Annotated in this window: 21 protein-coding genes; 5 read left to right on the plus strand and 16 right to left on the minus strand. The window is 73.7% G+C overall.

Annotated elements, in window-relative coordinates:
• Positions 1 to 46 precede the first annotated feature (46 nt).
• Entirely contained in the window at positions 47 to 907 is an 861-nt protein-coding gene (locus BLV02_RS13160; protein ID WP_069113535.1) for an LLM class F420-dependent oxidoreductase, read from the plus strand.
• Here the strand turns inward: BLV02_RS13160 and BLV02_RS13165 are convergent, their stop codons facing one another.
• The 8 genes from BLV02_RS13165 to BLV02_RS13200 form a co-directional block, all read right to left on the minus strand.
• Positions 908 to 1,537: a response regulator gene (locus tag BLV02_RS13165; RefSeq protein ID WP_069113534.1), complete on the minus strand. Its 630-nt coding sequence runs from the start codon at positions 1,535 to 1,537 to the stop codon at positions 908 to 910. It abuts the gene before it with no gap.
• On the minus strand, positions 1,534 to 2,772 hold the full coding sequence (locus BLV02_RS13170) for a sensor histidine kinase (RefSeq protein WP_216094428.1): 1,239 nt from the start codon (positions 2,770 to 2,772) through the stop codon (positions 1,534 to 1,536). The genes BLV02_RS13165 and BLV02_RS13170 overlap by 4 nt, the downstream gene beginning before the upstream one ends.
• 4 nt (positions 2,773 to 2,776) lie before the next feature.
• The gene (locus BLV02_RS13175) at positions 2,777 to 3,517 is read right to left on the minus strand and encodes an ABC transporter permease (protein WP_069113533.1); all 741 of its coding nucleotides are present in this window, start codon (positions 3,515 to 3,517) and stop codon (positions 2,777 to 2,779) included.
• Between the two features lie 8 nt (positions 3,518 to 3,525).
• Positions 3,526 to 4,428 carry an ABC transporter ATP-binding protein gene (locus BLV02_RS13180; protein WP_069113586.1) on the minus strand — a complete coding sequence of 301 codons (903 nt, stop codon included), beginning with the start codon at positions 4,426 to 4,428 and terminating at the stop codon, positions 3,526 to 3,528.
• Positions 4,429 to 4,511: 83 nt separating this feature from the next.
• Positions 4,512 to 5,012: a beta-class carbonic anhydrase gene (locus tag BLV02_RS13185; RefSeq protein WP_171906827.1), complete on the minus strand. Its 501-nt coding sequence runs from the start codon at positions 5,010 to 5,012 to the stop codon at positions 4,512 to 4,514.
• Positions 5,013 to 5,022: 10 nt separating this feature from the next.
• Positions 5,023 to 5,931 (minus strand): ferredoxin family protein, encoded by a 909-nt coding sequence (locus BLV02_RS13190; RefSeq protein WP_069113532.1) that lies wholly within the window; start codon positions 5,929 to 5,931, stop codon positions 5,023 to 5,025.
• Entirely contained in the window at positions 5,928 to 7,667 is a 1,740-nt protein-coding gene (locus BLV02_RS13195) for an MFS transporter (RefSeq protein WP_069113531.1), read from the minus strand. The genes BLV02_RS13190 and BLV02_RS13195 overlap by 4 nt, the downstream gene beginning before the upstream one ends.
• Positions 7,651 to 8,370: an LppX_LprAFG lipoprotein gene (locus BLV02_RS13200; RefSeq protein ID WP_069113530.1), complete on the minus strand. Its 720-nt coding sequence runs from the start codon at positions 8,368 to 8,370 to the stop codon at positions 7,651 to 7,653. Before BLV02_RS13200 ends, BLV02_RS13195 begins: the two co-directional genes overlap by 17 nt.
• Before the next feature lie 243 nt (positions 8,371 to 8,613).
• Between BLV02_RS13200 and BLV02_RS13205 the strand changes: the two genes are divergently transcribed.
• Positions 8,614 to 10,173, plus strand: coding sequence for an MFS transporter (locus BLV02_RS13205; RefSeq protein WP_069113529.1), 1,560 nt, complete (start codon positions 8,614 to 8,616; stop codon positions 10,171 to 10,173).
• A gap of 6 nt (positions 10,174 to 10,179) precedes the next feature.
• A complete protein-coding gene (locus tag BLV02_RS13210) occupies positions 10,180 to 10,779 on the plus strand; it encodes a TetR/AcrR family transcriptional regulator (RefSeq protein WP_069113528.1) in 600 nt (199 codons plus the stop codon).
• Positions 10,780 to 10,781: 2 nt separating this feature from the next.
• Here the strand turns inward: BLV02_RS13210 and BLV02_RS13215 are convergent, their stop codons facing one another.
• The 8 genes from BLV02_RS13215 to BLV02_RS13250 form a co-directional block, all read right to left on the minus strand.
• On the minus strand, positions 10,782 to 13,304 hold the full coding sequence (locus BLV02_RS13215; RefSeq protein WP_083289013.1) for a DNA gyrase/topoisomerase IV subunit A: 2,523 nt from the start codon (positions 13,302 to 13,304) through the stop codon (positions 10,782 to 10,784).
• 66 nt (positions 13,305 to 13,370) lie between these two features.
• Positions 13,371 to 14,090 carry a DinB family protein gene (locus tag BLV02_RS13220; protein ID WP_069113526.1) on the minus strand — a complete coding sequence of 240 codons (720 nt, stop codon included), beginning with the start codon at positions 14,088 to 14,090 and terminating at the stop codon, positions 13,371 to 13,373.
• Positions 14,090 to 14,686 (minus strand): hypothetical protein, encoded by a 597-nt coding sequence (locus BLV02_RS13225; RefSeq protein WP_069113525.1) that lies wholly within the window; start codon positions 14,684 to 14,686, stop codon positions 14,090 to 14,092. Before BLV02_RS13225 ends, BLV02_RS13220 begins: the two co-directional genes overlap by 1 nt.
• Before the next feature lie 16 nt (positions 14,687 to 14,702).
• On the minus strand, positions 14,703 to 15,278 hold the full coding sequence (locus BLV02_RS13230; protein WP_069113524.1) for a hypothetical protein: 576 nt from the start codon (positions 15,276 to 15,278) through the stop codon (positions 14,703 to 14,705).
• A 29-nt stretch (positions 15,279 to 15,307) separates the two neighbouring features.
• Entirely contained in the window at positions 15,308 to 15,889 is a 582-nt protein-coding gene (locus tag BLV02_RS13235; protein ID WP_069113523.1) for a hypothetical protein, read from the minus strand.
• Positions 15,889 to 16,377 carry a hypothetical protein gene (locus BLV02_RS13240; RefSeq protein WP_069113522.1) on the minus strand — a complete coding sequence of 163 codons (489 nt, stop codon included), beginning with the start codon at positions 16,375 to 16,377 and terminating at the stop codon, positions 15,889 to 15,891. Before BLV02_RS13240 ends, BLV02_RS13235 begins: the two co-directional genes overlap by 1 nt.
• An 11-nt stretch (positions 16,378 to 16,388) precedes the next feature.
• A complete protein-coding gene (locus tag BLV02_RS13245) occupies positions 16,389 to 17,774 on the minus strand; it encodes a sensor histidine kinase (RefSeq protein WP_083288992.1) in 1,386 nt (461 codons plus the stop codon).
• A gap of 1 nt (position 17,775) precedes the next feature.
• The gene (locus BLV02_RS13250) at positions 17,776 to 18,453 is read right to left on the minus strand and encodes a response regulator (protein WP_069113521.1); all 678 of its coding nucleotides are present in this window, start codon (positions 18,451 to 18,453) and stop codon (positions 17,776 to 17,778) included.
• Positions 18,454 to 18,597: 144 nt separating this feature from the next.
• On the opposite strand from BLV02_RS13250, the gene BLV02_RS13255 reads away from it, so the two are divergent.
• Both BLV02_RS13255 and BLV02_RS13260 read left to right on the plus strand, forming a co-directional pair.
• The gene (locus BLV02_RS13255; RefSeq protein ID WP_069113520.1) at positions 18,598 to 19,785 is read left to right on the plus strand and encodes a LolA family protein; all 1,188 of its coding nucleotides are present in this window, start codon (positions 18,598 to 18,600) and stop codon (positions 19,783 to 19,785) included.
• A gap of 207 nt (positions 19,786 to 19,992) precedes the next feature.
• Positions 19,993 to 21,444: a uracil-xanthine permease family protein gene (locus BLV02_RS13260; RefSeq protein ID WP_083288990.1), complete on the plus strand. Its 1,452-nt coding sequence runs from the start codon at positions 19,993 to 19,995 to the stop codon at positions 21,442 to 21,444.
• Positions 21,445 to 21,447 lie beyond the last annotated feature (3 nt).

Raw genomic sequence — 21,447 nt, forward strand, 5'->3', positions numbered from 1 at the left:
TCGAGCGTAAGGGAAGACGCGGAGGCGCCCGGGGGTTGCCCACGGTATGGCGATCGACGTGGGACGGGCAGGGGTGTGGGTCGGCGCGCGGAGCTGGCCGGGCGACGCGGGAGAGGTGGCCGACGCGTTCGGCGAGCTGGAGGCGCTGGGCTACGGCGCCGCCTGGCTGGGCGGCGCCCGGGGCGACCTCGTCCATCCGGAGCAGATCCTCAGTGCCACGACGCGGCTGACGGCGGCCACCGGCATCGTCAACGTGTGGACCGAGCCCGCGGACGAGGTGGCGGCGGCCTTCCACCGGGTCGACGGCGTGTACCCGGACCGGCTGCTGCTGGGCATCGGCGCGGGCCACGCGGAGCTGGTCGAGCGGCGCGGCCACCAGTACCACCGCCCGTACAGCAAGGTCGTCGAGTACCTCGACCAGCTCGACGCGGCGAGAGTGCCGGCGGCGAAGCGGGCGGTCGCGGCGCTCGGGCCGCGGACGCTGCGGCTGGCGGGCGAGCGCAGCCTCGGCGCGCACCCCTACCTCGTCACGCCCGAGCACACCCGGCTGGCCCGCGACGTCCTCGGCGACGGGCCACTGCTGGCGCCCGAGCAGAAGGTGGTGCTGGCCGCGGACGAGGACGAGGCGTTGCGCATCGCCGGGCCGATGGTCGCGTTCTACCTCGGCCTGCCGAACTACGTGAACAACCTGCGCCGGCTCGGCTTCACCGACGACGACCTCAGCGGCTCCGGCAGCCGCCGGCTGGTCGAGGCGCTGGTCGCGTGGGGCGACCCGGGCGCCATCGCCGGGCGGATCGCCGAGCACCACGAGGCCGGCGCCGACCACGTCTGCGTCCAGGTCCTGACCGACCGGCCCGGGCTGCCGCGCGCGGAGTGGCGGGCGCTCGCGCCGGTGCTGACGGCGTAGTCAGGGGCGAGGCGTCAGGTACCCGCGCGAGAACGCCGTCGCCACGGCGGCGGCACGGTCGTTGACGCCGAGCTTGGCGTAGACGTGCAGCAGGTGCGTCTTGACCGTCGCCTCGCTGATGAACAGCTGCTTCGCCGCCTCGCGGTTCGTCGCGCCACCGGCGATCAGCTCCAGCACCTCCAGCTCCCGCTGCGACAGCGGTTCCGCCGCCGGCTGGCGCAGCCGCCCCATCAGCCGGGACGCCACGGCGGGGGAGAGGACGGCCTGCCCGCGCGCGGCCGCCTCGACCGCGCGGAACAGCTCCTCGCGCGGCGCGTCCTTGAGCAGGTAGCCGGTGGCGCCCGCCTCGATCGCCGGCAGCACGTCGCTGTCGGTGTCGTACGTGGTGAGGACGAGGATCTTGGCCTCGACGCCGCGCCGGGCCAGCTCCTCGATGGCGGTGACGCCGTCGGTGCCGGGCATCCGCAGGTCCATGAGGATGACGTCCGGCCGCAGCTTCTCCCCGACGGCGACCGCCTCGGCGCCGTGGGCGGCCTCGCCGACCACCTCGAACCGCGGGTCGGCGCTGAACATGCCGCGCAGGCCGTCGCGCACGACGGGGTGGTCGTCGACGATCAGCAGCGAGATCACCGGGCGTCACCAGCCGGGATCGCCGGGACCGAGGCGGAGACGGCGGTGCCCCCGCCGGGCTCGGACTCGACGTCGAGGCGGCCGGCCAGCCGCTGCACCCGCTGCCGCATGCCGGCCAGCCCGAAGCCGCCGCCCGCGGCGTCGCCGGTGCGGGCCGCGCCGGGCTCGAAGCCGACGCCGTCGTCGCGCACGTCCAGGGTCACCAGGTCCTCCATGTACGACAGGGTCAGCCCGACGCGGCCGGCCCGCGCGTGCTTGGCGACGTTGGCCAGCGCCTCCTGAGCCGCCCGCAGCAGCGTCACCTCGACCTCGGCGTGCATCGGCCGCGCGTCGCCCGTGGTGGTCAGCACCGCGTCGATGCCGTTCACCTCCGACCAGCGCCGCACGACGTCGCCGATGGCGTCGGGCAGCCGGGCGCCGGCCAGCACCTCCGGCTGCACCGCGTGCACCGTGCGGCGGGCCTCGGTGAGGCTCTCGCGGGCCAGCTCCATGGCCGTCGTGACGTGCCGCCGCGCCGTCGCCGGCACGGCCAGCGTCTGCTCGGCGGCCTGCAACTGCGTGACGATGCCGGCCAGTCCCTGCGCCAGCGTGTCGTGGATCTCGCGGGCCATGCGCTGCCGCTCGTCGTGCACCCCGGCCTCGCGCGCCTGCACCAGCAGCTGCGCGTGCAGGCCGGCGTTCTCGGCCAGCGCCGCCTCCAGCTCGGCGTTCACGCGCTTCTGCTCGTCGCCGCGCCGGTCGGAGACGTCGGCGAGGTGGAAGAAGAGCGACGACAGCACGATCGCGACGACCGCGACCACGGCCCACTGCCCCCACCCGTCCGGCCGGACCGCCTCGATGCCGCCGACGTACGTCACGGCCGTGATGGCCGACGTCGCGGCCACCCCGGCGTAGCGCCAGCGGCCCGTCAGGCACACCGCCGCGTGCACGTAGCCGGTGAACGCGAAGATGCCGTACCAGGGGGCGAGCAGCACCAGGCCGGCCGCCAGCGCTGTCAGGCCCGTGTAGTAGAGCGCCATCAGCGGCCGGCGCCGCCGCCAGCCGGGGTGCAGCGTGACGAACCAGGCGATCCAGGCCGCCGTCGCGAGCGACAGGCCGAGCACCGCCGGGACGCGCACGTCGAGGTCCCAGACCGGCAGCAGCGCCATGACGGTGCTGACGGCCAGCAGGAGGTACGGCGCGGCCTCGAAGAACGCGGTCTCGCGGCGTTCCCAGCGCTCGGCCTGGCTGCTCAACGACTCACTCCCAGCGGAAATACCGCGCGGCCAGCGCACCGGCGGCCACCGTCCAGGCGAGCAGGACGACGACGTGCAACGGCTGCGGCCAGTGACCCGCGGCGGCGTCCTGCAATGATTGCACGCCGGCGCCCAGCGGCGTGGCATCACTGACGCCACGCAGCACGTCGTTCATGGAGTCGCGCGGGATCCACAGACCGGCGAAGAACAGCAGCGGGAACAGCAGCACGGTGCCCGTCGACCCCGCGCTCTTCCCGTTCGGCGCCAGCGACGCCACCAGCAGGCCGACGGCGAACATCGCCAGCGCGCACAGCACGAACGCGACGACGTAGGCGAGCGGCGCCTCCGGCAGGCGGACGTCGAAGCCCAGCCGGGCCACGGCGAGCACGAGCAGCACCGACACGACGGACAGCGCCGTCGACATCAGCAGCTGCGCCGCCAGCATCACCCGCGGCGTCACCGGCGTCGTGCGCATGCGCCGCAGGACGCCTTTCTCGCGGTACGTGGCGAACTGCTGCGGCAGCCCGGTCAGCGCGAACATCGTGATGCCGGTGGCGACGAGGATCGGCGCGTAGAGGTCGATCACCCGCAGGCCGCCGAGGTCCGCGTGGTGCTCGCGGAACGCGGGGACGAGGCCGAGGATGACGAACAGGATCGACGGGAACGCGAGCGCGAAGAACACGCTCATCGGCTCGCGGAAGAACAGCCTGGTCTCGGTGGTGGTGAGCCTGGTCAGCGTGGACATGGTTCTCCTCAGACCTCGATCGGGCGGCCGGTGAGCGCGACGAACGCGTCGTCCAGCGACGCCTGTTCCACCCGCAGCCCGGCCGCGGTGATCCCCTGGGCGGCCAGCGTCGCCGTCACGGCGAGCAGCAGGTTCCCCGTCCCCGTGACGACGAGCTGCCCGCCGGCCTGCCGGACGTCGTCGACCTCGGGCAGCGCCGTCAGCACGGCCGGGTCGAGCGCGGCGGACGGCCGGAACCGGACCCGCTGCCGGTCGTCGACCCGCGCCACCAGCCCGGCCGGCGTGTCCAGCGCCACCACCCGTCCCGTGTCGATGACGGCGATCCGGTCGCAGAGCCGTTCGGCCTCCTCCATGAAGTGCGTGACCATGAGGATCGTCACGCCGCGGTCCCGGATCGCCTCGATCAGCCCCCACGCGTCGCGCCGCGCCTGCGGGTCCAGGCCGGTCGTCAGCTCGTCGAGCACCGCCACCCGCGGGTTCCCGACCAGCGCGAGCGCGATGGACAGCCGCTGCTTCTGCCCGCCCGACAGCCGCCGGAACTGGGTGTCCGTCTTGTCGTCGAGCTTCAGCGTGTGGACGAGCTCGCGCCAGTCCGCCGGCCGGCGGTAGAACGAGCTGTACAGCTGCATCGCCTCGCCGACGGTCAGCTTGTCGGGCTGCTCGCTCTCCTGCAGCTGCGCGCCGAGCAGCTCGCGCACCTCAGGGTCGCGCGGATGCAGCCCGGCCACGCTGATACGGCCCGCGTCGGGCGTGCGCAGCCCTTCGATGCACTCGACGGTCGTCGTCTTCCCGGCCCCGTTGGGTCCGAGGATGCCGAAGATCTCGCCCTCGTCCACCCCGAATCCGACGCCGTCAACGGCCGTGTGGTCGCCGTAGCGTTTGACCAGGCCTTCTACCTCGATGATCGCCATGTCCACCAGCCTGCCGGTGGGCACGGGCACGGCGAATCGACCGCCGGGCTACAGCAGCGATCAACCGATCGGTGGATGCGGCGTCAGGCGTGCTGGGTGAGGCGCCCGGTGTCGACGTCGTAGAGGAAGCCGCCGACGGGGACGTGGGGCGGGAAGAAGGGCCAGGACCGGATGCGCTGCACGTCGGCGCCGAGGGTGGCCTTCTGGTCGGCGATCAGGTGGAAGTCGAGGCTGCGGACGTCGATGCCGGACGACTGCTCGATGGCCGCGACCACTTCGTCGGCCGTGGCGCTGGCCATCTTGCACTTCGTGTGCGCCACCACCATGATGCGCGTGACGCCCAGCAGGTGGGTCGCCAGCGCGAGGGTGCGCAGGACGTCGGTGGTGACGCGGGCGCCGGCGTTGCGCATGATCTTCGCGTCGCCGGGCTTCAGCCCGAGCATGTCCAGTGGCTCGATGCGGGAGTCCATGCACGTGACGACGGCCAGGCCGCGTGCGGCGACGGGTTCGAGGCCGGCCAGGCCGAACCGGGCCGTGTAGTCGTCGTTGCCGGCCAGGACGTCGGCGAACTCCTCGGTCTGCATCGGGCTCCTCTCACTGCGGGACGGGGACATCGGCACGGTACGCGATGGGGGTGGCGGGCGCCTTGCCGCACGACTCCGGGCGGGGCGGCTGCTGCTCCTCGGCCCGGACGGCGACCGTCCAGCTCCGCCCGTCGCGGTGTGCGACGACGGCGTGCCAGGCGGCGTCGGAGACCGGTGTCACCGCCGGGACGTGCAGGTCGTCGAGGCCGGTGTCGCCGAGCTGACGGCGGACGGTGGCCTCGGCGGCCTGGCCGGGCCGCGAGAACGTGCTGCGCCCGCGGTACCCGTCGGCGACGAAGTGGCCGTCGCGGGCGGACTCGACCAGCAGCAGCGCCTGCTTGTCGTCCAGCCGCCCGTACACGACGCCGTGCGGCAGCAGCACCGCCGTCGGCGCGAAGCGGTGCCCGCCGAGGTGCGTCGTCTCCCAGACCCGGCCGAGCACGTCGTCGCGCAGGCCGGCGACCAGGGCGCGGCCCTTCACCGCGCAGCACAGGTCGCGGCGGCCGTTCGTGCAGACCAGCAGCAGCGGCTCGGCCTCCGGCTGGAAGCCGTCGAGACCGGCCGGCGCACCGGACCCGAGCGCGGCGAAGTCCAGCGAGAGCAGCGCGGACGGGTCGGGCAGCCAGCCGCCGAGCAGGAACGTCGCGCCCGGTGTGGTCCCGGCCAGCCAGACGCGGTGCGCTGCCGGATAGTGGGTGTCGGGGTGCCGCCGCGGCCGCCGGACCAGCGCGACCCGCCCGCCGTGCGCGCCGGCCGCCGCGTCGAGCTCGGCGCCCAGCGCGGGGTCGAGGTGCGACTGCGTCAGCGCCTTCGCGCCCCACGGACCGGGCTGCTCGACGACCAGCCACCAGGACGCGACGGGCGCCGTGCCGGCCAGCGGCTCGCCCAGCTGGCGGCCGAGGTCCGAGCAGAGGGTCACGACTCCACGGTACGGGCCCGGTGCCGCAGCAGCAGCACGGCACCCAGCGCGGCCGCCGCCGCGCACACGGCGGCGCCGGTGAACGTCGCCTGCAGCTGCTCGACGATGGCGTGCCGGACGGCGTCGTCGTACGGGTCGCAGTTCGTGGGGGACTCGGGGCACAGGACGGCCGGCGACTCGATGTCCGCCTGGACGGAGTACAGCCGCCGCAGCCCGATCGCGGTCAGCGCGGACAGCCCGGCCAGCATGCCGATCATCCGGGCGACGACGAGCAGCGCGCTGGCCACGCCGTGCGTCTCGCGCGGGGCCGCCGCCAGCAGCGCCGCGTTGACCGGCGCGATGGCCAGCCCGAACCCGAACCCGGCCGCCACCAGCACCGCGTCGTCCAGCACGCCGTCCAGCGACCCGACGCCCCACGTCGCCATGACGGCCAGCCCGGCCGTGCCCAGCGCCATCCCGGACCCGGCCAGCAGCGCCGGGCCGTACCGGCGCAGCAGCCAGCCGCCGGCCAGCGCGCCGATGGGCAGCGCCACCAGGAACCGGAGCAGCACCAGCGCCGCGTCCAGCTGGTCGGCGCCGTCGAGGACGGTGCGGGCCAGGATCGGGACGTCGACGACGACGGAGACGAGCGCCGCGCCGACGAACAGGCTCACGACCAGCGCGCCCCACGCGCGCCGGTCACGGACGGCGGCCGGCGGGACGAGCGGCGCCGCGGCCCGGCGCTGCCGCCACGCGAACGCCGCCAGCGCGACCGCCGACCCGGCCAGCAGCCACGGCCCGGACGGCGCCATCAGCTCGACCGCGGGGTCGGCGACGGCAAACGTCAGCACGACGCCGCCGAGCGCGACGCCGAGCAGCAGCGCGCCCGGGAGGTCGGACGCCCGCAGGACGGCGGGGGTGCGGCGCAGCGGCAGCAGCGGCCGGCGTGCCGTCAGCTCCCGCGCCACGAACGCCGCGAGCAGCACGAACGCGGCCAGCGCGAGCGGCGTCGTCCAGTCCCGGCCGTCCGTGCGCGGCACCAGCAGCTCGCCCCACCGGACGCTCTGCTCCAGCGACGACGGGCGGGTGACGGCGAGGCCGGCGCAGGCCAGCGCGCCCAGCCCGAGCAGCAGGCCGGCGACGTCGAACCGCCCGGCCGGGCGTTCGGCGCCGGCCTCGGGAGCCCGGCCGCGCCCGGCCGCCGTCCCCACGAACAGCGCCGCGCCGATGCCGAAGTTCACCCAGAAGATCGCCCGCCAGTCGGCCACCGCGAGGATCGCCGCCCCGAACAGCGGCCCGAGCACCGACCCCAGCTCCTGCACGGCGCCGACCAGTCCCAGCGGCACGCCGCGCCGCTCCGGCGGCCACAGGTCGGCGACCAGCGCCAGCGTCACCGGGACCAGCGCCCCGCCGCCCGCGCCCTGCAGGAACCGGCCGACGACGGCGCCCGCGACGCCGTCGGCCGACGCCGTCAGCAGCGACCCGGCGGTGAACACCAGCAGCGAGCCGGTCAGGACCGGCAGCCGCCCGGTGACGTCCGACACCCGCCCGACCAGCGGCAGCACGACCACGTAGCCGAGCAGGAACATCGAGACCAGGGGAGCGGCGCGCTGCAGTTCGTCGGCGTCGAGCCCGACGCCCAGCATCATGTCCGGCAGCGCCAGGACGATGACGTACGTGTCGGCGGCGGCCAGTAGGACGCCGACGACTCCGAGTGCGAGCGCGGCGCGGCCGGTCCGGTCAGCTGTCCGGAGCACTGATCTCAGCGGGCTCGTCGTACTTCTCGAGGCGGACGGTGTAGGTCTGCTCGTCGCCGCCGTCGTAGAACGGGCCGGTCAGCGTGGCCTGGCGCAGTTGGCCGGTCTCGGTGTCGAGCGCCCATACGGCTTTGACGTCGGCGGACGGGTCGGCGATGGTGAGCACCTCGCCGACCAGCTCGCCCGGCAGCACGGACTCGACCTGGTCGTAGACGTCGCCGTCGACGCGGACCTGCTCGCCGGCGGTGATCTCGGTGCCGGACGTCAGCAGCTGGCTGACGCCGCGGTCGGGGTCGATCAGCAGACCGGGGTCGCCGAACCCGAGGTCGTCGGCGTTCACTTCCTCGAACCCGCTGGTCAGCGGCAGTTGCGCCCACAGTTTGCCGTCGACGGAGACGACCTTGATGGTGGCCGGCAGGGCGCCGGCGCGGATGCGGATCTCGCCCTCGAACGACGACGGCGGCACCGCGACGCCCTCGCCGCCGACGACGACCGTGCCGTCGTCGGGGAGGTCGTCGCCCTCGAGCACGAACGTGACGCTGGACGCCTCGTTGAGGAGGTCGGCGGCGGTCTCGAGCTGAGCCTGCGGGTCGTCGTCCGGCGTGCTCCCGCCCCCGCCGTCGCCGTCGTCGCTGCACGCGCTCAGGGCCAGCGCGGCGACGACGAGCGCGGCGGGCAGCATGCGGCGGGCGGTGTGGCGCATGGCGGCAGTCTGCCAGCCTTTTCGCCCACCGTGACCTACGACACCCGACCTGGACATCGACTGCTCTCCTCCCGTTCGGTGCGCGGCCACGATGCGCGGTCGCGGCTGTGAATTCGCTGAGAGTCCGCCCACTTGCGATACGGACCTGTTGCGTATCGATAGAGATGGGTCTACCGTCGAGCCGATAACCGATACGGTACGTCGCCGTATCGAAAGATCGGAAGCAGGGAAGGACCCGCCATCGTGGACCCAGCGACGATCCACAACCGGCGATGGAGCATCCTCGGCGTCCTCGTCGTGAGCCTGCTCGTCGTCGTGCTCGACAACACGGTGCTCAACGTCGCGCTCCGAACGATCCAGGACGATCTCTCGGCCACCCAGAGCGAGCTGGAGTGGGCGATCAACTCCTACACCCTCGTCTTCGCCGGACTGCTGTTCACGTTCGGCCTGCTCGGCGACCGGTTCGGCCGCCGGCGCATGCTCATGCTCGGCCTGCTGCTGTTCGGCATCGCGTCGGCGGTCTCCGCCTACGCGTCGTCGCCGGAGCAGCTGATCGCGGCCCGCGCCTTCATGGGCGTCGGCGCGGCCGCCGTCATGCCGTCCACGCTCGCGATCATCACGCAGGTCTTCGAACCGGAGGAACGCGGCCGCGCCATCGGCATCTGGGTCGCGTCGGTCGGCATCTCCATCGTGCTCGGCCCGGTGCTCGGCGGCGCGCTGCTGGAGCGGTTCTGGTGGGGGTCGGTGTTCCTCATCAACGTGCCGGTGGTGCTGCTCGGGCTGGCGCTGATCGCGTGGCTCGTCCCCGAGTCGCGCAACCCGTCGCCCGGCCGGCTGGACCCCGGCGGCGTGCTGCTGTCCATCGTCGGCCTGACGCTGCTCGTCTACGGCATCATCGAGGGCGGCGAGCGGGCCACCGTCACCGACCCGCTGGTCTGGGGGTCGACGCTCGGCGGCCTGGCCGTGCTGGCGCTGTTCGTCTGGTACGAGCGCCGCTCCGACCACCCCGCCCTGGACGTCGCGCTGTTCCGCAACCCGGTGTTCTCGGCGTCGGTGACGACCATCGGGCTGGTCTTCTTCGCCATGCTCGGCACGTTCTTCTTCATGACGTTCTACCTGCAGATCGTCCGCGGGTACACGCCGCTGGAGACCGGCCTGATGTTCCTGCCGTTCGCCATCGCGCAGACGGCGTTCGCGACGTTCTCGTCGACGGCAGTGCAACGGTGGGGCATCCGGGCCGTGACGGCGACCGGGCTGACGCTGGTCGCGGCCAGCCTGGTCGCGATGGGGTTCATCGACGAGACCACGCCGCTGTGGTACCTGCTCGCCGCGTTCTTCGTCCAGGGCGCGGGCATCGCCAACGTCATGCCGCCCGCCACGACCGCCGTCATGGCCGCCGTGCCGCGGGAGAAGGCCGGCGTAGGCTCCGCCGTCAACAACACGATGCGCCAGGTCGGCGGCGCGCTCGGGGTCGCCATCCTGGGCGCGGTGCTGTCGGCGCGGTACCGCTCCGGTGTGGACGACGCGGTCGGCGTGCTGCCCGAGGGGGTCCGGCACGCGGCCGCGGAGTCGCTCGGCACCACCATGCAGGCGGCCGAACGGGCCGGCGTCGTCGCGCAGGTGCGCGGCCCGGCGTTCGACGCCTTCCTCGGCGGCGTGCACTGGGTAGCCTTCTTGGGAGCCGCGGTCGCGGCGCTGAGCGTCCTCGTCGTCGCGGTGTTCCTGCCGGGCCGGCCGGGGCGGCCCGCGCCGTCACCGCCGGGGGCTCCGGAGGCGCCGGAGCCGCAGACAGCGAGGACGTGACCTGACATGACGGAGATCGCTCGGGTGGAGCGGCGCAGCGGCCGGCCGCGCAGCGAGGACGCCGACCGGGCGATCATCGACGCGACCCTCGACCTGCTCGCGGAGTCCGGCATCGCCGGCACCACCATCGAGGGGGTCGCAGCCCGGGCCGGCGTCGGCAAGACCACCATCTACCGGCGGTGGAAGGGCCTCGAGAGCCTCATCTGCGACGCCGTCGCCGAGCTCAAGGGCCCGCTGCCGACGCTGCCCGGCACGTCCCTGCGCGACGATCTCCTCGCGCTGACCGAGGCGGCGGCGCGCGGCCGCGAGTCGGCCCGCAACCGCAAGGTGTACGCGTGCTTCATCGGCGAGATGAGCCGCTACCCGGCGCTCGACGCCCAGTACCGCGAGGCGGTCATCCGCCCGCGGCGCGCGCTCACCCAGGCGGCTCTGCAGCGCGCCATCGACCGCGGCGAGCTGCGCGACGACCTCGACCTCGACGTCCTGGCCGAGATCGTCACCGCGCCGACGCTGCACTGGATGCTGCACAACCCCGACCGCAACCCGACCCGCGAGCTGCTCGAGCAGTTCCTCGACGGCGTGCTGCACGGGGTCGGGCGGCGGTAGGGCTACTCCAACTCCAGCGTCCCCTGCTCGCCGTCGACGACGGGCTCGTCGGCGGGCGGTGCCGGCTGCTCGCCGTCGCCGCCGGCCAGGGGTCCGGCGACGGCCGCGATGGGCTGGGCGACCGCGATGCCGGAGCCGTCGCGGCGGCCGGTCGCCGGGGGCAGCTCGATCGGCACCCCGCTGGCGGCCGTGGCCCGCGGCGGCGCCGTGCCCACCCACGAGAACAGCAGCGCGTCCTCGCCCTTGAGGAACCGGTGGCAGCGCACGCCGCCGGTCGCACGTCCCTTCGCGGGGTACTCGGAGTACGGGGTGACCTTGACCGCGCCCGGCTGGGTGCCCGGCAGCGCCGTCGAGGAACCGGAGATGGTGACGACGGCGCCGTCGCGGGCGGGGTCGACCGCGCCGAAGAACGTCACCTTCGCGCCGGACGACAGTTTGATGCCGGCGATGCCGCCGCCGGCCCGGCCCTGCGGCCGCACCGCCGACGCGGCGAAGCGCAGCAGTTGCGCGTCGGAGCTGACGAACACGAGGTCTTCGTCGCCCGTGCGCAGCTCGACGGCGCCGACCACGCGGTCGCCGTCGTCGAGGCGGATGACGTCGTAGGCGTCCTTGCCCGGGTGGTCCGGGACCACCCGCTTGACCACGCCGCGCTCGGTGCCCAGCGCCAGGCCGGGGGAGTCGGCGCCGAAAGTCGTCAGCGCCAGCGCTCGCTCACCGGCGTCGAGTTCGATGAACTCCTTCAGCGCCGCCCCGCCGGCCAGCGTCAGCGCCGCCGTCGGGGGCAGCGACGGCAGGTCGAGCACGGACAGCCGCAGCACCCGCCCGGCCGACGTGACGACGCCGACCTCGCCGCGGGCCGTCGACGCGGCCACGGACACCACGACGTCGTGCTTGGACCGCTTGTCGCCGTAGACCAGCGGTTCCTCGCCGGCCGTGCGCGCCAGCAGCCCCGACGACGACAGCAGCACCTGGCAGGGGTCGTCGGCGATCTCCAGCGACGTGGCGCCGGCCCGGGTGGTGACGGCGCCGGACTCTTCCAGCAGGACGGTGCGCCGCGGCGTGGCGTGCGCGGCGGCGATCTCGGCCAGCTCGTCGGACACCGCCTGGCGCAGCAGGCCCTCGTTCTCGAGCAGCGCCGTCAGCTCGGCGATGGTGCGCCGCAGCTCCTCGCCCTCCTTCTCCAGCTCCAGCCGGTCGTAGCGGGTGAGCCGGCGCAGCGGGGTGTCGAGGATGTAGCGGGCCTGGATGTCGGAGAGGTCGAAGACGGCCATCAGCCGCTCGCGCGCCGCCGAGGCGTCGTCGGAGGAGCGGATGACCGCGATGACCTCGTCGATGTCGAGCAGCGCGATCATCAGGCCGTCGACGAGGTGCAGCCGGTCGGCCGCCTTGGTGCGGCGGAACTCGCTGCGCCGCCGCACGACGGACAGGCGGTGCGCGATGAAGACCTCGAGCAGCTCCTTGAGGCCCAGCGTGCGCGGCTGGCCGTCGACCAGCGCGACGTTGTTGATGGAGAAGGAGTCCTCCAGCGGGGTGAGGCGGTACAGCTCCGCCAGCACCGCCTCGGGGACGAAGCCGCTCTTCAGCTCGATGACCAGGCGCAGCGCGGTGTTGCGGTCGGTGTAGTCGACGACGTCGGCGACGCCCTGCAGCTTCTTGTTGCGGACCAGCTCGACGATGCGCTCGCGGACCCGCTCCGGGCCGACCATGTACGGCAGCTCGGTGATGACGATGCCCTTGCGGCGCGCGGTGATGTTCTCGATGCGGGCGGTCGCGCGGGTCTTGAACGCGCCCCGGCCGGTCTCGTAGGCCTCGCGGACGCCGTCGAGGCCGATGATGCGCCCGCCGCTGGGGAGGTCGGGACCGGGCACGAAGCGCATGAGGTCGTCGAGGCTCGCCTCGGGATGCGTCAGCAGGTGCCGGGTGGCGTCGATGACCTCGCCGAGGTTGTGCGGCGCCATGTTCGTCGCCATGCCGACGGCGATGCCGGTGGCGCCGTTGACCAGCAGATTCGGGAACGCCGCGGGCAGCACCTCGGGCTGCTCGAACTGCCCGTCGTAGTTCGGCACCATGTCGACGACGTTCTCGTCGAGCGACCGGACCAGCAGCATGGCGGGCTCGCTCATGCGGCACTCGGTGTACCGGTACGCGGCCGGGCCGGCGTCGAGCGAGCCGAAGTTGCCGTGCCCGTCGACCAGCGGCACCCGCATGGCCCACGGCTGCGCCATGCGCACGAGGGTGTCGTAGATGGCGCCGTCACCGTGCGGGTGCAGCTTGCCCATCACGTCGCCGACGACGCGGCCGCACTTCACGTGCGGACGGTCGGGGCGCAGGCCCATCTCGTTCATCTGGAACAGGATCCGGCGCTGCACCGGCTTCAGCCCGTCGCGGGCGTCCGGGATGGCGCGGGAGTAGATGACCGAATAGGCGTACTCGAGGAAGCTGCCCCGCATCTCCTCCGAGACGTCGACGTCGAGGATGACTTCCTCGAAGTCCTCGGGCGGGGGTGTCGTGGTCCGGCGTGCCATGCCGACCATTCTCGCCCCCGAGGGCCGTGCTCCGTGCAGCGACCCGCGCGGACGCCGCCGCCGGCCCTACTCGGCGTCCTGTGCCTCGATCAGGTCGAGGTCGCGGACGCAGAAGCCGTGGTGCTCGAAGGTCTCGTTGAGCACGGTGCCGAGGCACTGCCGCACCGAGCGGCCCCGGGCGTACGGCGGCCAGACGTCGTCGTCGGGCACCGGCGCCGGCGCCGCGAGCCGCCCGCCGGTGACGTCGTCGAGCCAGGCCTCGAGCTCGGCGGCCTGGGCGTCACGCACGCTGACGATCTCGTCGAGGGACGGATCGAGCGAGAGGTCGAGCCCGTGCGCGCCGCGGTAGGGCTCGACGGCCGGCCCGATGCCCATCGGGGTGAACGGCTCCGCCGAGCCCAGGCAGCAGCGGCGGAACCACGAGTCGTGGACGAAGACCAGGTGGCGCAGCGTCTGCACCGCCGACCACTCGTCGTTCACGCTGCGGCGCTCGATGCCGGGCGTGCGGCGGATCCGCTCGATCGTGGCGGCCCAGCCGGCATGGAGCCGACGCGCTGCCTCGCGCAGGTCGGCGGGGTCCTCGGAGCGGATCAGCACCCGCACCGGATGCCGCCGGTCGAGCTCTGCCTCGACGTACTCGGTGACCTCGACACCGTTGACCACGAGGTTGCTGACGAGCCCGTCGATCACGGCATCGCGCATGACGACGCCGATCAGGCGTGCCCCGGTCAGATCGCACTCGCGGAACTCCGCCCCGCGCAGATCCTCGTCGACATGGCGCGTCATCAGGACGACATCTCCATGGAGATGGCGAAGATCGCGGCCACGGCGGGCACGACGACGAGGGCGCCGGCGAGGACGGGGTAGCGTTCGAGCAGCCCGACGGCGTGTGGGTAGCGGCCGGCCAGGGCGCGGGCCGAGGCCAGCCGGCCGAGCTTGTGGGTCTCGACGCCGAGGGTGGCCATGAGGCGGCGCATGTCGTCCTCGACCCAGCGGGCGCCGGTCATGCGGGCGATCCGCCGGCCGCCGCGGTCGAGCACGTAGAGGTGGGCCAGGCTGCGGCTGTTCTGGTGGGTGCGGGGGAGCGCCGCGGTGACGATCGACCCGACGGCGTCGCGGGGGACCCGGCGGGTGCGGAGCAGGCCGGTGACGGCCAGCTCGGACGGCGTGACGGTGATCGCCGCGCGCCGGAACCAGGCCGGCCCGATGCTCGACGCCAGCGCGATGACGACCAGCGACACGGCGGCGCCGAACCCGCCGCCGCGCACCAGCAGCGCCGCGAGCAGCACGACGAGCGGCAGCAGCGACCATTTGACGGTGCTGAGGTAGCGACGCAGCGACGGCCGCAGCACGAGCGCGGCTCCGGGCAGGGGTCCGGGCATGGCGACGATCGTACGGTCACAGCCCGGCGAGGAGGGCACCCCCGACCACCGCGATGACGATGAAGGCCGCGATGCAGATCAGGATGACACCGGCGGGGTGCCGCTCGATCCACCCGGCGGCGCCTGGCTGCGCGCGGGCCAGCCGGGCGCCGGTGACCGGGTCGTCCGGTCCGCCGAGCGGCAGTTCGAGGTGTTCGACCAGGCGGTCGAGGTCTTCGGGGGCGTAGAGCGCGCCGTTGATGCGCATGAGCACCTGGTCGCGGGCGCCGAGGACGAAGACCGTGCGGGCGGCCGCGCCGGGGCGGATCAGCGTGGTCAGCACCACCGAGGCGGCGTCGGCGCGGTCCTGGCGGCGGCGGCCGAAGAGCCAGCGCGCGGAGATCTCGGCCGGCGCGGCGACGATGCGGGAGCGCCAGAGGTGGGCGGCGGCGGCGAGGATCACCACCGCGGCGAGCGCGATGCCGGTGATCAGCGCGGGCCGGCCACCGGCGAGCGCACCGGCGATGACGAGGACGACCGCGATGACGGCGGCGATCGAGAGGAGGTGGCGCCGCGGGCCGGGCGCCGGCCGGAGCACGAGTGTGGTGGACACGGCCCCCGACCCTAAGCGACGGCGGTGGCTCAGGCCGCCAGGAACACGACGAGGCTGCCGATGACGATGACCAGGACGACGACCCCGCACCCCACGGCGAACGAGAACGAGTACGGCCGCCGCTCGGACAGCCGCACGAGTCCGGGGTGCTCGCGGTCGAGCTGCGCACCGGTCATCGGCCGGTCGAAGACGACGGTGGGCCGGCCCAGCCGCTCGATCAGGGCGTCGAGGTCGTAGCTCTCGTAGTGGGTGACGTTGAACCGGAACAGCACCTCCTGCGCCGGACCGCCGAGCAGGAACAGCGTCGGGACCACCGGCCCGCGCGGTGGCACCAGCGTCGCCCGCACGATGCTCGTCACCTCGGCCAGCGGCTGCCGCCGGGTGCCGAACAGCCCGGTGACGGCGAGCTCCGCGGGCGTGAGGACGATCCGCGACCGCCGCAGGTACACGTACCCGAGCGCGAGGCCGATGGCGCAGAGCGACAGCACGATCAGCAGGCCGGCGACGCCGCCGACGGCGACCGTCACCATGGCGAAGACCGCGTAGACGACGACGGCGGTCACCATCACGGTGCGCCGCCGCCGCGCCGACGGCCGTAGTTCCAGGAGCATCAGACGACGGGTCCGGCGTTGTCCGGGTACCGCTTCGCCACCTGGTCGGGGGTGAGCGGCCGGTCGGCGACGACGGTGGGCAGCCGGAGGTGCTCGACGAGGCGGTCGAGGTCGGCCCGCGGGTAGTTGACGCCGTGGATGCGCAGCAGCAGCTGCTCGTCGCGGTCCAGCACGAAGATCGAGTCGTTCGCCGCCGCGCGCGGCGCCACCACCAGGGCCCGCACGATCGACGCGGCCCGCGTGCGGTCGGCCCGCCGGTGCGTGACGAGCCCGCGCACGGCGATCTCCGACGACGTGACGGTGACCCGAGCGCGCAGCAGGTGCCCGGCGATCGGCACGACCACCAGCGCGGCGGCGCCCAGCCCGATCAGCAGCCCGGTATCGCCCGCGGCGGCGCCGGTGACCACGCACAGCCCGACGAGGATCACGACGGGGATCAGTGCCCAGGGCCGGTGCCGAACGGTCGGCCGCAGGACGAGCTCCGTCATGCCGCAAGACCTTAGGACACGGCCTCCGGCGCGCCGATGGTGGCCCGGGCCGGCGGCAGCGTGACGACGAACCGGGCGCCCGGGCCGGCGTCCTCGACGACGACCGTGCCGCCGTGGGAGACGACGATCTCGCGGGCGATGGCCAGCCCCAGGCCGGTGCCGCCGGCGTCGCGGTCGCGGGCGTCGTCGAGGCGGGCGAAGCGTTCGAAGATGCGGTCGCGGTCGGCCGGCCGCACGCCCGCGCCGTCGTCGGCCACCGACACCCGTGCCGCGCCGTCGTCGCCCGTCACCGCGACCGTGACCTGCGACGACGCGTGCCGGACGGCGTTGTCGACCAGGTTGCGCAGCACCCGCGACAGGGAGTCGCGGTGGCCGCGGGTGAACACCTCGCCGCCGGAGTCGACGCGCACCCGCACCCGTCCGTCGCGCACGCCCTCGGTGATCTCCACGGCCAGCTGGCCGAGGTCGACCAGCTCGTCGCGGCGCAGCGGGCGCGGGTTGTCGAGGTGCGCGAGCACCAGCAGGTCGTCGACCAGCCGGGCCATGCGCTGCACCTCGACCAGCGCCTCGCGGGCGGTGTCGTGCGGGTCGACGGCGTCGGGGTGCGCGAGCGCGACCTCCAGCTCGGTGCGCAGCGCCGCGATGGGGCTGCGCAGCTCGTGTGCGGCGTCGGCGACGAACGCGCGCTGCCGGGCCGCCGCCGCGTCGAGCCGGCGGAGCATGTCGTTGAGCGTCGTCGCGAGCCGGCTCAGCTCGTCGCCGCCGGCGGGGACCGGCAGCCGGTGCCCGCCGCCGGCGCCGCTGATGTCCTCGGCGCCGCCGCGCAGCCGGTCGACCGGGCGCAGCGCACGGACGATGACCAGCCAGCTCAGCGCCCCCAGCGCGGCCGTGATGGCGAGGCCGCCGCCGAACACGCCGATCTTCGCGAACCGGACGCTGCGCTGCTGCTCTTCCAGCGAGACGGCGACGATGACCGTGCGCGGCTCGCCGGCGGTGTCGGTGACGATGCCGACGACGCGCAGCGGCTCGGGCTGCCCGAGCCGGGTGCCGTCGATGTCGATGGCCGCGCCGGACCGGACGGCGGCGAGGTCGTCGCCCGCGACCACGGGGGTGAGGCGGTCGCCGCCGGGGGTGGAGGCGACGACGCGGTCGTCGCCGTCGAGCACCTGCGCGACGGCGACGCCGAAGCCGGGCAGCGGGTCGGGCAGCCGGCCGGACTCGACCAGCGTCGCGATGTCGTCGCCCTGCCGCCGCGCGGTCTCGTCGAGCGCGCCGAGCAGCGCGCGGTCCATCGCGACGAGCCACAGCACCCCGCCGACGGCCAGGCCGACCGCCGCCATCGCGGTGGCCGCCACGGTGAGCCGGGCCCGCAGGCTCAACCGGCCGAAGACGGCCATGTCAGCCGCCGTCGCCGCTCAGCCGGTAGCCGGCGCCGCGCACCGTCTGCAGCGCGGCCCGGCCGAACGGGGTGTCGATCTTGCGCCGCAGGTAGCCGACGTAGACCTCGACGACGTTCGGGTCGCCGTCGTAGTGGGCGTCCCAGACGTGCTCGAGGATGTCGCGCTTGGAGACGACCTCGTCGGCGCGGCGCATGAGGTATTCGAGCACGCCGAACTCGCGCGGCGTCAGCGTGACGCCGGCGCCGCCGCGGCGCACCGTCTTCGCGCCCGGGTCGAGCTCGAGGTCGCCGGCGGACAGGACCGCGGGCCGGGCCGGCGCCCCGCGGCGCAGCAGCGCCCGCAGCCGCGCGACCAGCACGACGTAGGAGAACGGCTTGGTGAGGTAGTCGTCGGCGCCGACGTCGAGGCCGTCGGCCTGGTCGTACTCGCCGTCCTTGGCCGACAGCATGAGGATGGGCACCCAGTTGCCCTCGGCCCGCAGCGTCTGGCAGATGCGGTAGCCCGACAGCGACGGCAGCATGATGTCGAGGACGACGACGTCGTAGGCGTGCTCGCGGGCCAGGTGCAGGCCGTCGAGGCCGTCGTGGGCCAGCTCGACCGAGAAGCCCTCGGCCGACAGCCCGCGATGCAGCGCGCGGGCCAGCCCGCGCTCGTCCTCGACCACCAGCACCCGCATGCCGTCAAGCATGCCCTGCCCGCCGACGATGTGGCCGGGGTCTCTCAGGGATCTCACAGCGACGCCGAGGCACAGTGGTTGTCATCGGGGCGAACCCCCGGCCCGGGCACGACCCTGAACGCACCGAGTTCTCCAGGAGCAGACATGCCGAATTCCCTTCTCAGCACCCCGGCGAGGCGGTGGGCGACCGGGGCCACGGTCGCCACCGTGGTCGTCGGCGCAGCCGTGGCCGGCCCGCTGATCGCCGGCGCCGACTCCGACCTGCCCGACCGCACGGCCGCCGAGTTGCTGGTCGACCTCGCGTCCCTCGACGTCGGCCCGTTCGCCGGCACCATCGTGCAGTCCGCCGACGTCGGCCTGCCGGAGCTGCCGGCCACCGACACCACGTCGCTGCCGACGGCCGCGCTGTCGCTGCTCGACGGGTCGTCCACGGCCCGCGTCTGGTACACCGACGGCGACACCTACCGGTTCGCGCTGCAGGACGACCAGAACGAGTCCGACCTCATCCGCGACGGCCAGGACCTCTGGTTCTGGAGCAGCGAGGGCGCCCGCGCGTCCCACCTGGTCGTCCCCGAGGACGCCGAGGGCTCCGACGACGGCGGCAACCCGTTCGGCGACAAGGGCCCGTTCGGCGGCGAGGGCATGCCTGAGGACATGCCCGAGAACATCCCCACGGCGGCCGCGTCGCTGGCGCTGTCCATGATCGAGCCGTCCACCCAGATCGACGTCGACGGCACCGCCACCGTGGCCGGCCGCAACGCGTACGAGCTGGTGCTGCGGCCGAAGGACGACCAGTCGCTGATCGGCTCCATCCGGCTGGCCATCGACGGCGAGACGTCCATGCCGCTGCGGGTGCAGATCGTCGCCAAGGACGCCACCGAGCCGTCGTTCGAGGTCGGCTTCACGTCCATCTCCTTCGACGAGCCCGAGGAGTCGACGTACGAGTTCGCGCCGCCGCCCGGCACCACCGTCGAGGAGATCCAGCCCGACGACCTCGACGACGCCGCGGCTGAGCACCACACCGACATGGGCGTCGGCCCCGAGGGCCTCGACGACTCCGGCTTCTCCACGGTCGGCTCCGGCTGGAGCACCGTGTTCGTCGCCCGCGACGTCGACCTCGACGCGCTGACGTCGCACCTCGAGGGCGACGCCGCCACCCTGGCCGCCGAGTTCATCGCCCAGCTCCAGGACGTCAGCGGCCCGTACGGCACCGGCCGGGCGCTGACCAGCGACCTGTTCTCCGTCCTCCTGCTCGACGACGGCCGCCTGCTGGCCGGCGCCGTGTCGCTGGACGTGCTCGAAGAGGCCGCCCAGGACCCCGCCGCGCAGTAACACGGCAGGCAGGTCCGCCCGAGGCCGCCGCGGCTCCCGACCCGCGGCGGCCTCGGCATGTCCGGAGCCGGAGTGCAGACGTTGCCGATGATCAGGTGATCTCCTCGGCACTTCGTGCCCATGCCCTCGAAACGTGGGCTGCCTAAGTTGCCTCCAACGTGTCCGCACGGGTGACCTGGGTCACCCACCCCTGTGCGAGGAGGCCCCGTGGCATTGAGCTGGAAGGTGGTCTACGGCGGCAGGACGCCGCCGCCAGGAGCGGTGGTGCGGCCGGACGAGCGGCTCTCGTGGGGCCGCACGATCGGCCTGGGGGCCCAGCACGTCGTCGCGATGTTCGGGGCGACGTTCGTGTTCCCGCTGATCATGGGCCTGAACGCGCAGTTGGCGATCATGATGAGCGGGGTCGCGACGATCTGCTTCCTGCTCATCGTCAAGGGCGTGGTGCCGAGCTACCTGGGCACCAGCGCCTCGTTCGTCGGCGGCGTGGCCGCCATCCGGGCGCAGGGCGGCGACTCCGCCGACGTCACCGGGGCGATCCTGGTGGCCGGCGTGGTGCTGGCGCTGTGCGGCGTGCTGATCCACTATTTCGGCTCCGGCGTCCTGTACAAGGTGCTGCCGCCGGTGGTGACCGGCGCCGTCGTCATGCTGATCGGGTTCAACCTGGCGCCGGTGGTGGCGAACACCTACTGGCCGCAGGACCAGTGGATCGCGCTGATCGTCATGCTCGCCGTCATCCTCATGGCGGTCGGGCTGCGCGGCTTCCTGGGCCGCATCGCGATCTTCGTCGGGCTGGTGTTCGGCTACGTGCTGTCGTGGCTGTTCGACCGGATGTTCGGGCAGATCACCTCGTTCGACCCGGCGGCGGGCGCCGAGACCACGCGCTGGCGGGTGAACTTCGACGGCGTCCGCGAGGCCGACTGGCTGGGCTTCCCCAAGGAGACGTTCGTCAACGCGCAGGGCGCCGAGGTGGCCGGCTGGCACCTGCCAGCCTTCAGCGCGACGTTCATCCTGCTGGTGCTGCCCGCCGTCATCGCGCTGATCGCGGAGAACACCGGTCACGTCAAGGCGGTCGCGGAGATGACCGGCAAGGACCTCGACCCGGTCATGGGCAAGGCGATCGCGGCCGACGGCGTCGGCACGGTCATCGCGACGTCGGTGGGCGGCTCGCCGACCACGACGTACGCCGAGAACATCGGCGTCATGGCCGCGACCCGGGTGTACTCGACGGCGGCGTACTACGTGGCGGCGCTGGTGGCGATCCTGTTCGGGTTCTCGCCGAAGTTCGGCGCGCTGATCGCGGCGACGCCGGGCGGGGTGCTCGGCGGCATCACCGTCGTGCTGTACGGGATGATCGGCCTGCTCGGCGCCCGCATCTGGATCGAGAACCGGGTCGACTTCGCCAACCCGGTCAACCTCGTGCCGGTGTCCGCGGGCATCATCATCGCCATCGGCGACACGTCGCTGGAGATCACCGAGGACTTCGTGCTGTCCGGCATCGCGCTGGGCACCATCGTCACGATCGTCGCGTACCACCTGGCCCGCGCCGTCGCCCCGCCGCACCTGCGCGAGGGCGGCGCCGTCCTCACCGTCGGGCCACCGGGCGTGCACGAGGTCGACGACGATCCGCCGCGCGAAACGCCGCGGGACGAGAGAGGATGATGC

Source organism: Jiangella alba (assembly GCF_900106035.1).
Classification (GTDB): domain Bacteria; phylum Actinomycetota; class Actinomycetes; order Jiangellales; family Jiangellaceae; genus Jiangella; species Jiangella alba.

Coding starts and splice junctions, on each gene's coding strand:
- BLV02_RS13255 (WP_069113520.1), top strand. CDS start 18,598: ATGCCGAATTCCCTTCTCAGCACCCCGGCGAGGCGGTGGGCGACCGGG.
- BLV02_RS13215 (WP_083289013.1), bottom strand. CDS start 13,304: ATGGCACGCCGGACCACGACACCCCCGCCCGAGGACTTCGAGGAAGTC.
- BLV02_RS13160 (WP_069113535.1), top strand. CDS start 47: ATGGCGATCGACGTGGGACGGGCAGGGGTGTGGGTCGGCGCGCGGAGC.
- BLV02_RS13210 (WP_069113528.1), top strand. CDS start 10,180: ATGACGGAGATCGCTCGGGTGGAGCGGCGCAGCGGCCGGCCGCGCAGC.
- BLV02_RS13200 (WP_069113530.1), bottom strand. CDS start 8,370: ATGCGCCACACCGCCCGCCGCATGCTGCCCGCCGCGCTCGTCGTCGCC.
- BLV02_RS13175 (WP_069113533.1), bottom strand. CDS start 3,517: ATGTCCACGCTGACCAGGCTCACCACCACCGAGACCAGGCTGTTCTTC.
- BLV02_RS13235 (WP_069113523.1), bottom strand. CDS start 15,889: ATGCTCCTGGAACTACGGCCGTCGGCGCGGCGGCGGCGCACCGTGATG.
- BLV02_RS13250 (WP_069113521.1), bottom strand. CDS start 18,453: ATGCGGGTGCTGGTGGTCGAGGACGAGCGCGGGCTGGCCCGCGCGCTG.
- BLV02_RS13245 (WP_083288992.1), bottom strand. CDS start 17,774: ATGGCCGTCTTCGGCCGGTTGAGCCTGCGGGCCCGGCTCACCGTGGCG.
- BLV02_RS13180 (WP_069113586.1), bottom strand. CDS start 4,428: ATGGCGATCATCGAGGTAGAAGGCCTGGTCAAACGCTACGGCGACCAC.
- BLV02_RS13220 (WP_069113526.1), bottom strand. CDS start 14,090: ATGACGCGCCATGTCGACGAGGATCTGCGCGGGGCGGAGTTCCGCGAG.
- BLV02_RS13185 (WP_171906827.1), bottom strand. CDS start 5,012: ATGCAGACCGAGGAGTTCGCCGACGTCCTGGCCGGCAACGACGACTAC.
- BLV02_RS13240 (WP_069113522.1), bottom strand. CDS start 16,377: ATGACGGAGCTCGTCCTGCGGCCGACCGTTCGGCACCGGCCCTGGGCA.
- BLV02_RS13225 (WP_069113525.1), bottom strand. CDS start 14,686: ATGCCCGGACCCCTGCCCGGAGCCGCGCTCGTGCTGCGGCCGTCGCTG.